This is a genomic window from Lentimicrobium sp. S6, from assembly GCF_013166635.1.
GTDB lineage: Bacteria > Bacteroidota > Bacteroidia > Bacteroidales > UBA12170 > UBA12170.
Genome location: NZ_JABKBZ010000025.1, coordinates 13630 through 29411, shown reverse-complemented (window position 1 = coordinate 29411; position 15782 = coordinate 13630). Strand labels below are relative to the sequence as shown.

Sequence of the window (15782 nt, the reverse complement as noted above, 5' to 3'; positions counted from 1 at the left end):
TACATTTGCTCTAATATGACCAAAACTAAAATACTTTCAATATTCTTTATTTTACTCTTGGGTCTTTCATTTTTCAATTGTAAAAGTGATAAACTCAAAGAAAATATAGACCCCAATGAAGTCAATTTCTTGGTTACCCAGCCATCCATTGCCACTGCTACTTTTGTGGCCAAATGCACCAATTACGATATTGTTTTAGATTCGGTCACTATACTTTCTCCTAACAGCGCAGTATACTTTCAGGATTTTAATTCCAGGTTACTATCTCAAAACGAAGAACAATTGATTGGAGGCTATGAAAGTTTCGACGGTTTGTGGATCATTAGGTTTAATGGCAAAGTACAAAATAGTGAAAGATCCTACAGCGTGAGCATTCCTTATGAAATGAATATTGAAGAAGATGATGATGAATAAATCAAAAGAAAGTATAAAACATAAGCTTCATACCATTATTCAGGAAGCAGATACTCCCATGGGAAAGGCTTTTGACATTTTGCTTCTCATCGCTATTCTTCTCAGCGTTATTATTGTCATGCTCGACAGTGTGCATTCTATCAATGAAAAGTTTTCTAAATTATTCTTCGTCTTAGAATGGACCTTTACTATATTCTTTACCATAGAATACTTCCTTAGAATTTACATCACTAAAAATCCTTTCAAAAATTATATTTTTAGTTTTTATGGAATTATTGACTTTCTAGCCATTCTCCCTACTTATTTAAGTATGGTACTTACTGGGTCCCACTTTATGATGGTGATTAGAATATTCAGACTCATCAGAGTTTTTAGAATTCTGAAATTGGGTAGATACGTTGGCGCTTCTCAAGTATTACGTGATAGTCTTTATAATAGCCGTCATAAAATCACTGTTTTTCTAGAAATCATTATGACCATAGTCGTCTTGATGGGCTCTATTATGTATATTGTAGAAGGACCAGAAAATGGTTTTACCAGTATTCCCCGAGGCATCTATTGGGCAATAGTAACATTAACTACAGTAGGCTATGGAGATATTGCGCCAACTACAGTTTTTGGACAGTTCTTAGCATCCATTATTATGATTATGGGTTATGCCATTATTGCCGTACCGACAGGTATCGTTTCTTCCGAAATGATTAAATCTGAAAATAAAAGAAAAATAAATCTAAACACTCTAGTTTGTGAAAATTGCCATTGTGACAAACATGAGGATGGAGCTAGATTCTGTAAAATTTGCGGTGCTGCCCTTCTTGCTCCTGAGGAAGAAAATAACATCTAATTTATTTGCCACTAGCAAGTTTTAATTTACCTTTGCCGAATATTTATTTGTATGATAAAAGATTTAAACTTCACGAACTTCAATACTGAACTTGCCAAAGGCTGGGTTTTAGTAGACTATTGGGCCTTTTGGTGCATTCCTTGCCTCACTCAAGATCCAATAGTTCAAGAATTAGCGGAGCAATTGAAAGGTATTTTAAATGTTGCAAAAGTCGATATCAATGAGAATAAATATATTGCTAATGAGCGAAAAATCAGAAATATTCCTATGCTAGTTCTTTACCATAATGGAGAAGAAATAGAAAGGTTTGCTGGCTTACAATCAAAAGAAACTATTCTCAATAATAAGCACATAAAAAACTTAATATGATTATACTTGAAACCAATTGGAACCTATTAACCCCTGTTTTATTATTAGCAGCAATCGTATTATTCCTTATCGTTAGAATGTATAAAATACGTCGTGTACTCATAGGCGGAGGAGGTCCAGAGACAAGTGAAAACACCATAGACTTAACAGATCAGACATTCGAAAAAGTAATTGGTAAGGGTGTGAGTTTGGTCGATTTCTGGGCACCATGGTGTGCTCCTTGCCGCATGCAAGGCCCCATTGTTAACGAGCTAGCAGACGAGATTGCTGGAAAAGCCAATATCTGTAAAATGGATGTGGATAAAAATAAAAAGATGGCCGCTAAATATGGTATCAGAAGTATACCAACCATTATGGTATTTAAAAATGGGGTAATGGTGAAACAATTTGTGGGCATCAAACCCAAAGCTACTTTGCTAAAAGAAATTGAAAAGCATCTTTAATACTCAATAACTGCTTCCGCTTTTTTCTGTCTCAAATACCCCCGAATAATGGTGGCCACATCTTTATTCTCTGGATAATATTTGATGAAAGACTTAATGACCTCTATAGATTGATCTAATTCTTCTTCTGCCACAAATCCAAAACCCTGATATACGAAATTCTCAATCAATATGATGGATTTCTCCCCAACTCGTCTACCCGAATCCACTATCAACAAATTACGATTCTGATATTGATAAAGATTGATCAACTGTTCTACTCGCTTATTATATTTATCAGGAAGCTCCTCTCCTACACAAGCTCCAAGGCATTGCTTAATAGAATAATGAAAACAAGCTCCAGAACTTTGATACAAACCATTCATATTTTGGCATAATTGAAACTCCTCTGTTAATCTCTCCAATTCTGATAAAGCCGTTCTCTTGGTTTTATAAACATTGACAGGAATTTCCTTTTCTTCACTGGTTTTAGCTAAGCGCAAGCAGATATAGCCACTTTCATTCAAATACTGATACATACCCCAAACAAAAGCTGTTCGTCGCTGTGCGCGATTATAAACAGGCATGTGGTTCTTAATCTCGTTGGACTCTAATAAAAGAGCCACCAACTCACTTCCACAAATCTCATAATTTACATCTGCTATTCGTTCTCGCATTTCAATGGCTTTCCTTGTGGTGGTATTACTCAAATGAGAAAGCACACGACTGTGAATATTATTGCTTTTACCGATATAAATCAATTGATGAGCTTCATCGAAGAAATAATAGACTCCAGTTTCATGAGGTAAAGAATCGAGGATTTCTTTTTTTAAGTTTGAATGGAGTCCCCTTAGATTCAATTGAGTAATTTCAGGCTGAAGATTTAAAAGCATGATGAATAATTGGGCGGTAGCTGCAGCATCCCCCATGGCTCTATGCCTGTTTTCTATTTTAATGCCCAATTGAGCTGTTAGCTTCCCCAAACTATAGGAGCGGAAACCGGGCATGAGTTTCCGGGCTAGCTTTACGGTATCGAGAACCTTCCTATGATAATCGAATTCATAACGTGCAAATTCAGCCTGAATAAAACGATAATCGAAAGAGGCATTATGTGCTACAAATATGCAATTAGTGGTAAGTTCCACGATTTGCTTTGCTATCTCATAAAAATGTGGTGCCCCTTGAACCATCTGATCATTAATACCCGTCAACTGAGTAATTCTATATGGAATTTTGCGCTCTGGATTAATCAAACTGCTGAACTCATTCACAATTTCACCATCCTCTATAACAACAATCGCAATTTCTGTAAGTCGCTCCGTTTTGTGACTCAACCCAGTAGTTTCTACATCTATTACCGCATATTTTTCCATTGCCACAAAGTTATAAGTATTTGCAAGAACCGAGTTCTACGAGCTCAACGAAGTTAAAATGCCCATCCCTTCCGGTCTAATACTGGACTATTTATTTTCTTACTGACAAAAGTATTTAAAAGCGGAGTCCATTCCTAAAAGTAAATAAAATGATATTGCCACTAAGATACCAAGCTATCAAGAAACACAAAGGGCTTACTATTAATGCTTTAATTTTCATGCATCTTTGTGTCTTTGAGCCATTGTGGCTAAAAAAGGCTTTTCGGAGTGGACTTAAAGCTATAAAAATGTAAAAAAATTCCAAACACTAGATTTTTTCAGTAAGAATATCGTCATTTGAACGACCAATAGGATAAAACAAGAAATAATGAAAAAAATAAACATAATGATTATGGCTTTTGCTTTGATATTTTCGAGCCAAGCCTGCAAAAAAGATGAGGATTCAGATACTCCAGAAGTAGCGGTAAAAATTGGTGCCATTGCCCCAGATTTTAGTGTAGCAGATGAGACAGGAACTTTCTATAAACTGTCAGACCAAAGAGGGAAATATGTAGTAGTGGATTTTTGGGCTGCATGGTGTAGTATATGTAGAACAGAAAACCCCAAAATGCAAGCCTTATACACCAAGTATATGGATAAGAATGTACAGTTCATGGGAGTTTGTTTAGATGAAAATACTGAGAACTGGCAATCAGCTATTGAGGCAGATCAGCTCACCTATCTTCAACTTATTGATGAGGATGCTTTCAGCTCAAAGGTAGCCACCACCTATGGAATAACGAGTGTTCCATTTATGATGTTATTGGATACTGAAGGAAAGATTATCACCTTTACCAGTAGAGTTTCAGAAATTGAATCTTGGTTAAATCAGGAGATTGACTGAGTGGGAAGCATGAAGTCGGAAGGGAGAAGCTGAAGTTGGAAGCGGGAAGTGGGAAGCGCATGAAGTGGTTGGAAAACTTTGATTAAATCTTAACGTCGAATCAAGACTTTAGTATTCTTCACCACATCATCCGTGCGAACTTGAACAATATAATGCCCAGTGGGTAATGAAATGGCTTTTTCAAATTTGAAGAAGTCATTTTCTGTATAGGTCATTACTGCTTTTCCGGCTAGATCGTAGAAAATAATATCGGCTTGTTTGATCATCTTTCGGCTACGGACCACTATACTTTCTGGGTAATAATAAACCTCAATATCTCCTTCCTCCACGGGCTGTAACACCCAATCGGTGAAATATAATTTGAAAGGATAATTTCCATCGCTGGTGAAATAGTCGAAGGTATAAGACTCCTCTAAGAGGTTGATTCTTTTATTCCAAATTAAATCTTCAAGTATGAGATAATCATAGCCCATATTGCTATCTATGCTGATGGTAAAAGTTCCATTTGATTGGCATTTTACTGATAAGTCCATCATGGTGGTATCTGGAAGCTGATTAATGCCCAATTCTTTTTCTCCGCCATAAGTGAATATCTGTGGACGGTTGTTTCGATGAGGCATGATCTTCAGCGCATCTTTATCATATTCAAAATCAGGACTAGAGCTTGGATTGAAACTGATATAGGTATAGTCGGAGCCATTTTTACTATCTACTTTTAGTTTCAAAACATGGTCGCGGATATTTAGGTTTTCTTGAAACCCAGAAGCATGTATTCTATCGGCATTCAGGAAATCCATTTGCTCGTTTTGCTCTGCATATACCCAAAACACATCTAAAGGTTGAATTAGAGGATGGGCATCTCCTAAACCATCGATATAAGTTTCAAATTGATCCTCCTCCATGTTAAATCTATAAAGAGCAGGATGAGAAAGATGAGTGAAATCGAGTTGGGACCAGTTGAAAGAGCTGGGATATGGGTTTGCCAAACTATAGAAGCGATTTTCATGGAAAGTATAATGCATATCTCCCCAATTAGATTCTCCTTTGAAATGGATGACTTGTCCACTATCCAAGTCTAAGATATAAGGATTCATGGCTTGAAATAAATAGGAAGAATCTTCAATAGGAAGAAAATATTCATCATCACCCTCCTCATAGCCAAAGGCTGTAATGCTATCCAAGTGAAACCAAGTACTTTCTTTAATGGGTAATCCCATATAATCTATTTGTGCTTTACTGGATTGGTATTGATAAGTAAATCCACCTTTTTGTTCCTCCCCATTTTCTAGAATAAATGAGGCTTTGTTTTCATCATTGGCTAGTAAGAGAAAATCTCCTTTATCAATAATGCTTTCACATGTCAACTGTCCTTGAGGGCTTAGCGTAAGTTTTGTTTCTGCCATAATTTCCAAACTACCAATATCTACAATAGTATCTATCCAAGGAAATCGGGGAGCACTAGGCGTAATTACTATATTGGCTTTAGATTCTGGTGTTTTACTTCCATACCAGTTACTCTCATTATACCAGACTGTATCTTTTTCTCCTGTCCAATAATATTTATCGTCTTTTTCTTCTGTTCTGATTAAATTTACTCTTGAAATAAAATCAAATGGAGCATTGGTTTCTTCTATATCATCTTCCCAATATTCATAATAAAAAGGTGATTCTTCTAGTATAATGAAAACTTGATCTCCCAAATGAGCATCATATATTCCTATATCCCCTATCTCTGTACCACTTCTTCGTCTGTTCTGTATAAGATAACGATTAGAGAAATCTTCAATTACCGAATTTCTAGTATAATTATTAATCTCAGTGGAAAAAGGTGAAGAATCCAATAAACTATCTTTATGAATATCATAAGCATAAGGTTCCTCCCACGAGATTTTCACTTCATTACTCATAAAATCACCATAGACGAGTCCATTACTGGCACAAAATAAGTTGTTTCGAGGAGTGGCAGGGTTTGAATTTGTTGGAAAAAATCTATTCATATCAAAAATGCGATTGACTTCATTGGTTTCTTTATTCCATGTAAATAGCATACCATAAGTCCAGTCATCAGTGGCAGTACCTCCATCACTACAGCTACCCACATAAACATTGGGTAAATACTCTATCAAATCTCTTACATACTCCAAATCTGGCACTTGAGATTCTATCATTTCATTTTTATAATAATTATATTCATAGAAATTAAAAAAACGATTGAAATAAATATTGCCATTGCTGTTCATCTTAGGTTCAGAGTTTCCAAAATACAATAAATCGATATCATATATCTTCTTTAATCGATTCTGCATATAGTCATACTCGAATACAAAAGCTCCTCTAGAATCTTTAGTTTCTTTTGATGTGCTTACAGTAGAAATCCCGATAATTTTACCACTTCCCACACTAAAACCATTTGCATAAGGATTAATATCAAAGCCAATTTCTGCTAAATCCAGTTTCTTGGTAAACTCATGACTGTTCTGATCAATCTGAAATAATATACCTTTATTTTCTTTGCCTCCATATCCAGTCATCCCATAAATATGTCCATCCTCTCCTTGGCACATCCAATTGGGATTTTGACCTTCGATAGCGCTTTCATTTCTACCAAACATTTTCAAAACATCTATTTCTTTATGAATAGGATCATAATTATAAATCCCTCCCCACTGGTGATTTTGAAACCCCTGAAATAAGCCCAAGAAACGACCTTCGGAAGCATGAATTTTACCATAAGGAATACTCGCATCCAAATCATTAAAATCTACTAATACCTCTAACACTCTAGTTAAAAGATTAAAGCTAAATATCTTTCCTTTACCTTGTTCATCTCTATTCTTCAGCACACCAATTAGTTTATAATCTGTTAATTGGGTGAAATATCCATCAAACTCGTGATTTAAAAATTCCGATGAATAAGCAGAGATATGATATAAGGCTTGAATACTTGATGTTAAAGGGTTAAATTTATAAATAGTTCCCCCAGAATGCTCACCACCATAAGCCGTAACACCATAAAAATTCCCATCACTGGCCTTAAACATTTCTCCTTTGGGTTTTCGTCCAGTTTCATTACTGAATGAAGCTTCAATGATATAACTATCTCCTTTGGGATCTAATTTAAAAACCACGCCATCGCCATTTCCCCCTCCATTAACAGTAGTTCCATAGGTAAAACCATTTGCGTGAACCTTTAAACTTCCTTCTGGATTTTTGGCTTCTCCAAAATCAATGGATTTTCTCGAACTTGCATTCTCCACATCAATCTCAATCAAAGCTCCGCTACCTTCAAGACCACCATATCTCGTCAAAGTATAGAATTTACCATTATCAAGTTTAGTCCAGTATCCTTTATGCTCATATCCTTGGGATTTAGGAATGGCTAGGAGCCACTCTTGCGTGTTATTTTGAATATCATAAGCAAATACATCAACTACAGTATCACCTAATCGGGTAGCATAAATATAATCTTCATCAATGGCTACTAATTTCCCAAAATCTAAGGAATCTAGTAAGACTATTATTTCTTGACTGGATGGATTATATGAATATAATTGCTCCTCAATGGAACCATATAAAAGTCCATTTCCATTTTCAAAAAAAATTGGATTTGTGGGCGCATCATATTCTATGTAACCATGCCCAAAGCGATGGATAGTTTCCACCTCTTTATTTTCAGGGTCTACAGTAAAAATCATCCCTCCTCCTTCGCTTCCGGCAAGAGAATGATAGCCCCAAATTTCTTCTTGAGCATAAGAGAAAATTACAGGAATAAAGAGAATACATATTAAAAACGCAATTCGTTTCATGAGCTTATGTTGTAAGGCTAAAGGTACTCAATAATACTATTTCAATAGAAGAATGGAAGGTCATAAAACCTTAAATAATCCATAAAATAGTTCCATTTATCTCCAATTATTGAAATAGTATATTGCTAATCAAATCAATATCATGTACATCACTGATATCATATTGGAATAGCCCATCTTGCCCTACCAAGAACATTCTGTCTTCTCTAATAATCACATCATAAGCATCAATACCACTGATACCTCCAGCCCAAACTAAAGAATATGGATTGGTATAATCATAGATTTCAACTCCATCTCCACTATTACAAACAAAAACATAGTTTTGGTATAAGCCAAGCCCTTTGGGGCCGCTCAAAACCTGAGAACTTAATAGCTTAGGGTATTCTTTATTCTTAATATCCAAAACATCTAATCTATTAACTCCTGATTGCCAATTACAAGAACTGGTACTGTTTAAGGTCACAAAAGCCAAAGTATCATTAGCCACAACAGGATCGCAACTGGTGATATGTTGGTAGAAAGAAAGGTATTTGATATTTGCAGGATTACTGATGTCATAAATATACATTCCATTGATGGAGCCAATAAAAAGGTGCTCTTCTAAAGTAAAAACGGTTTCTATTCCGAAGTCCACATTCAACTGACTTAAAAATTGGGGTTCAGCTGTATTGGTAAGATCATATACTTTTAAAGAATACTCATTGATTAAAAACAAATGGTCGCCAGAAATACTAAACTTGGCCATGCTTCCGCCTTGTCCTTGAGTATCACCCCCCGTTGGAACACCCGACTCGCTAGAAGTGGAAGAATCCTTAGTACAAGAAGCCATTATGGCTATAGCCAATACAAAAATGATAAACATATTTTTCATGATAATTTCTATTAATTGGTGGTATAACATTTAGGATCTGACACTTCTGTTTGCACCCAATCCATTACAAATCCTTTCGACTCGTCAACACATTCGAAATAAGTACCATAGGGTACATTCGGTGGATATTTAGAATAGTTGGTCTGATAAACATCCTCTATTCTTTTGGTCAGAATTGGATTAGAAATATTGCTGATATCTATGGTCACTAAATCTTCCAAATTATCCGCATAAAGAGAATTTCCTTTAATGGAAATATCATGATTACCCAAAATCTGTAAGAAACCAATTTTTAGAGGGTTTGCGGGATCACTATTGTCAATCACATGAACACCCAGCCCCACATCACCAATAAATATATACTGATCTTTAATATATATTTTTCCTTGATTCTTCATCTCTTGAGCAGGAAGATAAGTTACTGTTTTGGCTTCAGCATAACTAATATAAATAGGTTTATAAGCCAATTCTAAACTGGCATTGCTTCCACTAAAAAACAGTAAAAACAAGAAGGAATAAAGAACTAATCGTTTCATAAATCGGAATTTATATGTTGAATAATTTGTTTTTGATAGCGTAAAACTACAAAATAAAGACAAAAAAAAATCGACAAAGTTGTTTGCCGATTTTTTTCAAATATGTTTTTATAGTTTATACTCTTCCAGGATATACCTTTAAAGCTTCTTCTAATACTATCATACTACTTTTGAGGTCATCTGTATTTAGGACATAAGAGATTCTGATTTCGTCTTTCCCCAATCCTTCAGTACTATAAAATCCACTGGCAGGGGCAAGCATTACAGTTTGGTTTTCATAAGCAAAATCCTCTAACATCCATTGGCAGAATCTATCAGAATTATCAATAGGAAGTTTAGCTACCACATAAAATGCTCCTTTAGGATTAGGACAATAAACGCCATCCATTTTATTCAAAGACTCCACAACCACATTACGTCTGAGAAGATATTCTTCAATAACCTCCTCAAAATAAGACATTGGTGTTTCTAAAGCAGCCTCACTGGCTACCTGACCAAAACTTGGAGGACTCAAACGCGCTTGAGCAAACTTCATAGCCGTTGCCATGACTTCTTTGTTCTTACTAATCATACAACCAATACGAAAACCACAAGCTGAATATCTTTTCGATACAGAATCAATCAAGATACTATGCTGATCTAAACCTTCTAAATTCATCACAGAAAAATGCTCTTCTCCATCGTAAACAAACTCACGATAGACTTCATCGGCGATTAAATAAAGATCATATTTTAAAGCAATTTGCTTCAATACTTCAAGCTCATCTTTGCTGTATAAATAACCAGTTGGGTTATTAGGATTACAAACCATGATGGCTTTAGTTTTATCTGTTACCGCTTTCTCAAACTCACTAATTGGAGGAAGAGAGAAACCATCTTTAATATCACTAAAAATAGGTTTTACTTTTACACCAGCATTAGTGGCAAAACCATTATAATTGGCATAGAAAGGCTCTGGGATAATAATTTCATCACCTTCGTCCATAATACTTTGAATAGCAAATAAAATAGCCTCTGAAGCTCCTGCAGTAACAATAATATCATCTGCATCTACACCAATATTATTCTTTTTATAATAAGCGGCTAATTTTTCGCGATATTGCTGATGACCAGCAGAATGGCTATAAGCAACCACTTTTTCATCATAATTTCTAATGGCATCCAAAGCCACTTCGGGTGTCTTAATATCAGGTTGTCCTATATTTAAATGATAAACCTTTACACCTCTTTTTTTTGCTGCTTCAGCATAAGGTACTAATTTACGGATGGGAGACTCCGGCATCAATTTTCCTTTGTTTGATATTCCTGGCATTTTCAAAGTATTAATTAACAATTATCAAAAAAAAATCCTGACTTAAAAAGTCAGGACAAAGGTCTTATATTTTTTTGGTTTTCAAGTAAGTAAAAAACCTATTATTTATTTACAGGAGACATATCCTTGTCAACATTTTTAGTCGGCATAGCTGTATCTGGCTGCGCTAATACTTTACCTTTAATTTTCAAAACTACAGTTGGAGTTTTAGCATTAGAAGTAATAGTAATTGATTTGTGGAAAGACCCTAATCGCTTAGTATCATATTTCACCTTAATAGTATCCGACTGACCTGGCATTAGAGGCTGACGAGACCATTTAGGAATGGTACATCCACATGAAGATTTTACACGAGATAAAATCAAAGGTTCTTTTCCATCATTTGTATAAACAAATACACAATTTCCATCTGCATTCTGGTAAATCGTACCATAATCATGATCAGTAACATCGAAAGTGATAACTGGTGCATTTGGATTATCAGTAGCCTCAGCAACATCTTGTGCTATGGCTCCTAGTCCAAAAGTCATGATGAGTGCAAAGGATAATAGAAACTTTTTCATTTTTAAAAGTTTTAAGGGTTAAAATAATAGTTAAAGGGCAAAGTTATAAAATTACAAACACAACAAAGCACATGCCAATCTTTTTTTAACATAATTTACACTGCTAAAAACAGCTATTTCTTATTTTGATGCGCTGGAATATGATTGTGTAATAGAATCCGAATAGAATCAATTTCCCTATACAAGATTATACATTGCACTTAGGCTAATAATAGACTATAGATTTGAGTTTATCGAGTTTTTGAGGATTCTTTTACAATGATATTTGTCTTCTGAAATTGAAATCCGTTTAGCAGAATTATTCTATTACACTTTTTAAAAAGTGCAGCAAAACCTCCACTGTATCAGCAAGTCTACTCCACAAATGGCTTTTCGGAAAAACAATAAACTCCTCCTTATAGTGACATTCTGCGAATGCTCACTAACGAGCGTCAAACAATATTGTTTTTATTTCCTACAAGCCATTTGCTCCGCTTAACGACTTCCTGACAAGGCGGATGTAGACTTCCGCTGGAAGTCTTTATAAATTTTGCGTGATTGAATTCAAAATCTTTAACTGATTTCTAGTTCATAACAAAATAGACTCAAATATACTTTCTTCATTATAAAATCAGGTATTAATACTCAAAGCATAATTTGTTCTCGAAGACAGTGGGCAGGCCTTTCCCAAACTGGGGGCGGTTCATGGGGGAATTATTGAATATTTGATTTGTCAGCAAAGGGCCATGGCTTTTAAAGTAATGACATCGAATAAATTTTAAATAGAAACAACTTTTTTTAAATTCAGATAGGAGATTGGATTATAAGGTCATTAGTTTTCTACTTTGGTAGACAAATCAATACTCTATAAGAGGCGGGGAGGCAATTGTTTGGGATGGCTTTTTGCATCCTTTTTTCCACAAAAAAGGATGATAGGATTTTTATACCAAATTAACAATATCACTGGTATATGGGATTATCACATACATTAACAGAAACGACATTGAACCTATCAAAACTTAATATTATGATAAAGTTTCATAAATATTATCATTGTGGAATTTAAATACACTTTTCTTAGCGCATCAAAATAGGATTTAGCCGAAAAATCTTCTATTTTTTTGTAATTTTAAGCCATCATTAAATCATTCAACATGAAAAAACTATACTTATTTAGCCTTATCTTACTACCATTCATCTTATTAGCTCAAAAGAGCACCAATGAATGGACCGTAGTTGCTACCTACGAAATCCCAGGAAAAGCTGGAGGAATCACCTATGATGGTGAATTTTTATACAGCGGATTATATAGTTCTGATGGCGATGACAGCAGGATATTCAAAATCGATCCTGCAGATGGAAGCTACGAGCTACAATGTATTGCTCCCATCGAAGAAGCTTTGGGATTAAGTTTTGATGGAACTCATTTCTGGTCAACAGACCGACAAGGTAGCTATGATCCTGCCTTAGCCGTTGAATTTGATATGGATGGAAACTTCATCAGCAATTTTGAATTGCCAGCCACCTATATTTCGGGAATAGAAAGTATGGAGGATGGCAGCTTTTGGGTGAATGCCTATTACGATCCCAATGGCACTGCTTTTCATGTAGATGATGAAGGAAACGAATTAGGGCAGTTTTCCACACCAAACGACCAACCTTGGGCCATTTGTCAAATGGGTGATGATTTTTGGATTGCAGATTACGATGCTGATATGCTTTATTTAGTAGACGATGCTGGACAAGTGATAGAAAGCCACGAAAGCGTTGGAATTAAGCCCACTGGAGTGGTTTTTGATGGAACATACCTTTGGTATGTCACAGGCCCATCTCAAGCTAACTCTACCCTTTATAAGATAAATCTAAGCGGAGGTGGGAATCCTGTTCTCGACATACAAGCACAGAATATTAATTTGGGAGACCAACTCGTTGACTCCAATACTACATTTGAACTCGAATTTACTAATACTGGCGGAAGTGAAGGTATTTTCACTTTAGGTGATTTGACTGGAATGGGTGGGAATATTATAGAACTAACTGGCTTGCCAGAAACATTAAGTTTAGCACCCTCCTCAAGTGAAACTATTAGTATTTCAGTGGATTTTATTGAAGCTGGAATTATTGATTTGATTCAAGAATTCACGACTAACGATCCCGTAAATCAGGAAATTGAAATTCATATTTTCGGACAATCCACTTACGATGGTCCATTAATAGCTTATGATGATGAAAACTTAGCATTTGATGATGTCAGAAAATTTGCCAGCACCCGTCGCTATATTAAAGTGATGAATACTGGAAATGAAAACCTTGTCATTGACGAAATCTATTTTAATAATGCGGCCTTTTATATAGATGAATACATAACTACGCCTATAGCTATTCCTTCTCTGGATACTTTAGACATTGGAGTTTGGTTTTTCCCTCAAAACGAAGGTGATTTTAGTACCGAATTGTTTATCTCAACAAATACATCTGGGAACCCACCTATCATTGAATTTAGCGCCAATGCTATAAATACTGACAATGGAATAGGAAGCCTTTTATGGAGTCATCAAATAACGGATGGCTACGATCAAAGCCCTAAGGCCATGCTGGGTATAGAAGATGTTTCAGGTGATAATGTGGGGGATGTGATTATTTGTGCAGAAAATAATCAAGTAATATGCCTCAATGGAAATAGTTCTGGTGAGGCAGATGTTATATGGACTACAGAAATCTATTCGGGAAATGTATATCAGCAAAATGGAATCGATTATTTGGATGATGTGGATGAGGATGGTTATAATGATTTTATTATTGGTACAACTGGAGGTGATCGTTCTATCAATTGTATTTCTGCTAAAACAGGAGATCTCTTATGGAAATTCCAAACCAATGTGATTGGTGATGGTGGTTGGGTTTATCAAGTCTACGGTCAAAAAGATGTAAATGGAGACGGTATAAACGACGCTTTAGCTGCAGTTGGAGACGATGCCAACGATGTGGGCCCAAAATGTATTTTCTTGATAGATGGAAGCACAGGTGAGCAAATTTGGAGATGTGCTTTAAATGGGCCTGGCTTTGGTGTGATTGCCGTTGAAGATTTTACTGGTGATGGTCAAGTTGATGTGATTGGTGGCGGAAGTAATAATGCAGAAACCCAAGGAAAAGTATTTGGAATTGATGGCAGCAATGGACAAATAGAATGGGATTTTAATGTAAATGGAACCTCTGTTTGGGCTTTAGCTCCATTAGGAGATTTGAATAATGATAATGTTCCTGATATCATGGCTGGTGATTTTAGCGGACAGTATTATTTCCTTGATGCCACCAATGGTAATGAAATAGAAAATGGTAGCATAGGCAATAATCTCATCCTTCGACTTTTAAACCTTGGAGATATTTCTGAGGATGGCTTCGATGATATATTAATTGCCAGCTCATCAACCAACACCTATCTTATTGATGGATATACTGCTGATGCTGTTTGGTCAGCCAATTTAGATGACAAGTCGTGGAATGTAGCTGTGGCTAATGATTTAAATGAAGATGGATTTAACGATGTGATGGTGGGTTCTTTGTTTAGCAATAATTACTCCTATTTTTTAGATGGTGCCACTGGTGATGAGATGAGTAAAAAAGCTGCCGCCTCTCCTATTGATGCCTTATGCAGCACCGATGACGCTTGTAGAGATTACACCATAGAAATGGTAGTAGGAGATAGAGATGGTTTGGTGAGCTGCTATAGCGGTGGAATTGACGGAACGGTGTCTATTCCAGAAAATGACAATCTGATTTCTGAGGAGTCTAATTCATTTAGCATCAGCCCTAATCCTATCATTAATGATATTCAAATCAATACCACTTGGAATTCAGAAGAACGAGTAGATTTAGTATTGGTGGAAACAGCTTCGGGAAAATCATGGAGCCTCGGAAGTCAAGAAATTTCACAAGGCGATAATGAATTTAACATTTCCATTTCATCATCACTTAAATCACAATTATCCAGTGGTTTATATTTTATAAAACTAAAGGGCAAGGATATGAAGAAAGCAGAAAAAATGATTTATTTAAAAAAATAGGAAGAAATAGTTTTCTTTCCAGAAAAAAATATATCTTTGCACCCGCAAAAAGATGGTCCAGTAGCTCAGCTGGATAGAGCAGCAGCCTTCTAAGCTGCGGGTCACAGGTTCGAGTCCTGTCTGGATCACTTTAAAAGAAAAACCGTTAGATTAATTTCTAGCGGTTTTTTTTGCTTTTAAGAATCGTATAAACCACCAACTCCACCTACATCAGTTATGTATCTGTTATTATTTTGCGTGCCTATTTTTTAATCTTCATTTTTGATCTTTTCTTCCCTTTTTTTTATAACTCTTCCTAATCTTGCTCGTTGACTTGAACTGGAAATCTAAGTCTCGAATCACA

At 35.6% G+C, this 15782-nt stretch carries 12 protein-coding genes and 1 tRNA gene; 7 read left to right on the top strand and 6 right to left on the bottom strand.

All coding sequences use genetic code 11. From position 1 onward, the window contains the following. Positions 1–15: 15 nt before the first annotated feature. The 4 genes from HNS40_RS10060 to trxA are packed head-to-tail and all read left to right on the top strand — an operon-like array spanning position 16 to position 2070. Entirely contained in the window at positions 16–414 is a 399-nt protein-coding gene (locus HNS40_RS10060) for a hypothetical protein (RefSeq protein WP_172280343.1), read from the top strand. Beyond that, the gene (locus HNS40_RS10055) at positions 407–1258 is read left to right on the top strand and encodes an ion transporter (protein ID WP_172280341.1); all 852 of its coding nucleotides are present in this window, start codon (positions 407–409) and stop codon (positions 1256–1258) included. Before HNS40_RS10060 ends, HNS40_RS10055 begins: the two co-directional genes overlap by 8 nt. 51 nt (positions 1259–1309) lie before the next feature. Next, a complete protein-coding gene (locus HNS40_RS10050; protein WP_172280339.1) occupies positions 1310–1627 on the top strand; it encodes a co-chaperone YbbN in 318 nt (105 codons plus the stop codon). Further along, entirely contained in the window at positions 1624–2070 is a 447-nt protein-coding gene (gene trxA, locus HNS40_RS10045; RefSeq protein ID WP_253916310.1) for a thioredoxin, read from the top strand. The genes HNS40_RS10050 and trxA overlap by 4 nt, the downstream gene beginning before the upstream one ends. On the opposite strand, the gene HNS40_RS10040 is transcribed toward trxA, so the two are convergent. After that, complete coding sequence (locus HNS40_RS10040) at positions 2067–3422, bottom strand: exonuclease domain-containing protein (protein WP_172280337.1); 1356 nt, start codon at positions 3420–3422, stop codon at positions 2067–2069. The genes trxA and HNS40_RS10040 overlap by 4 nt on opposite strands. Positions 3423–3789: 367 nt before the next feature. Between HNS40_RS10040 and HNS40_RS10035 the strand changes: the two genes are divergently transcribed. Continuing rightward, the gene (locus tag HNS40_RS10035; protein WP_172280335.1) at positions 3790–4305 is read left to right on the top strand and encodes a peroxiredoxin; all 516 of its coding nucleotides are present in this window, start codon (positions 3790–3792) and stop codon (positions 4303–4305) included. A gap of 89 nt (positions 4306–4394) precedes the next feature. Here the strand turns inward: HNS40_RS10035 and HNS40_RS10030 are convergent, their stop codons facing one another. From HNS40_RS10030 to HNS40_RS10010, 5 genes are all read right to left on the bottom strand, one after another. Further along, a complete protein-coding gene (locus HNS40_RS10030) occupies positions 4395–8111 on the bottom strand; it encodes a choice-of-anchor tandem repeat GloVer-containing protein (protein WP_172280333.1) in 3717 nt (1238 codons plus the stop codon). Between the two features lie 106 nt (positions 8112–8217). Continuing rightward, on the bottom strand, positions 8218–8985 hold the full coding sequence (locus HNS40_RS10025; RefSeq protein ID WP_172280331.1) for an LVIVD repeat-containing protein: 768 nt from the start codon (positions 8983–8985) through the stop codon (positions 8218–8220). 11 nt (positions 8986–8996) lie between these two features. Continuing rightward, positions 8997–9521, bottom strand: a complete 525-nt coding sequence (locus HNS40_RS10020; protein WP_172280329.1) for a hypothetical protein — start codon at positions 9519–9521, stop codon at positions 8997–8999. 115 nt (positions 9522–9636) lie between these two features. Next, a complete protein-coding gene (locus HNS40_RS10015; protein ID WP_172280327.1) occupies positions 9637–10833 on the bottom strand; it encodes a pyridoxal phosphate-dependent aminotransferase in 1197 nt (398 codons plus the stop codon). A 101-nt stretch (positions 10834–10934) separates the two neighbouring features. After that, positions 10935–11396 carry a DUF1573 domain-containing protein gene (locus HNS40_RS10010; RefSeq protein WP_172280325.1) on the bottom strand — a complete coding sequence of 154 codons (462 nt, stop codon included), beginning with the start codon at positions 11394–11396 and terminating at the stop codon, positions 10935–10937. Positions 11397–12529: 1133 nt separating this feature from the next. On the opposite strand from HNS40_RS10010, the gene HNS40_RS10005 reads away from it, so the two are divergent. Next, complete coding sequence (locus HNS40_RS10005) at positions 12530–15439, top strand: PQQ-binding-like beta-propeller repeat protein (RefSeq protein WP_172280322.1); 2910 nt, start codon at positions 12530–12532, stop codon at positions 15437–15439. Positions 15440–15493: 54 nt separating this feature from the next. Next, a tRNA-Arg gene (locus HNS40_RS10000) sits at positions 15494–15567 on the top strand. Positions 15568–15782: the final 215 nt, after the last annotated feature.

Coding starts and splice junctions, on each gene's coding strand:
- HNS40_RS10060 (WP_172280343.1), top strand. CDS start 16: ATGACCAAAACTAAAATACTTTCAATATTCTTTATTTTACTCTTGGGT.
- HNS40_RS10055 (WP_172280341.1), top strand. CDS start 407: ATGAATAAATCAAAAGAAAGTATAAAACATAAGCTTCATACCATTATT.
- HNS40_RS10050 (WP_172280339.1), top strand. CDS start 1,310: ATGATAAAAGATTTAAACTTCACGAACTTCAATACTGAACTTGCCAAA.
- trxA (WP_253916310.1), top strand. CDS start 1,624: ATGATTATACTTGAAACCAATTGGAACCTATTAACCCCTGTTTTATTA.
- HNS40_RS10040 (WP_172280337.1), bottom strand. CDS start 3,422: ATGGAAAAATATGCGGTAATAGATGTAGAAACTACTGGGTTGAGTCAC.
- HNS40_RS10035 (WP_172280335.1), top strand. CDS start 3,790: ATGAAAAAAATAAACATAATGATTATGGCTTTTGCTTTGATATTTTCG.
- HNS40_RS10030 (WP_172280333.1), bottom strand. CDS start 8,111: ATGAAACGAATTGCGTTTTTAATATGTATTCTCTTTATTCCTGTAATT.
- HNS40_RS10025 (WP_172280331.1), bottom strand. CDS start 8,985: ATGAAAAATATGTTTATCATTTTTGTATTGGCTATAGCCATAATGGCT.
- HNS40_RS10020 (WP_172280329.1), bottom strand. CDS start 9,521: ATGAAACGATTAGTTCTTTATTCCTTCTTGTTTTTACTGTTTTTTAGT.
- HNS40_RS10015 (WP_172280327.1), bottom strand. CDS start 10,833: ATGCCAGGAATATCAAACAAAGGAAAATTGATGCCGGAGTCTCCCATC.
- HNS40_RS10010 (WP_172280325.1), bottom strand. CDS start 11,396: ATGAAAAAGTTTCTATTATCCTTTGCACTCATCATGACTTTTGGACTA.
- HNS40_RS10005 (WP_172280322.1), top strand. CDS start 12,530: ATGAAAAAACTATACTTATTTAGCCTTATCTTACTACCATTCATCTTA.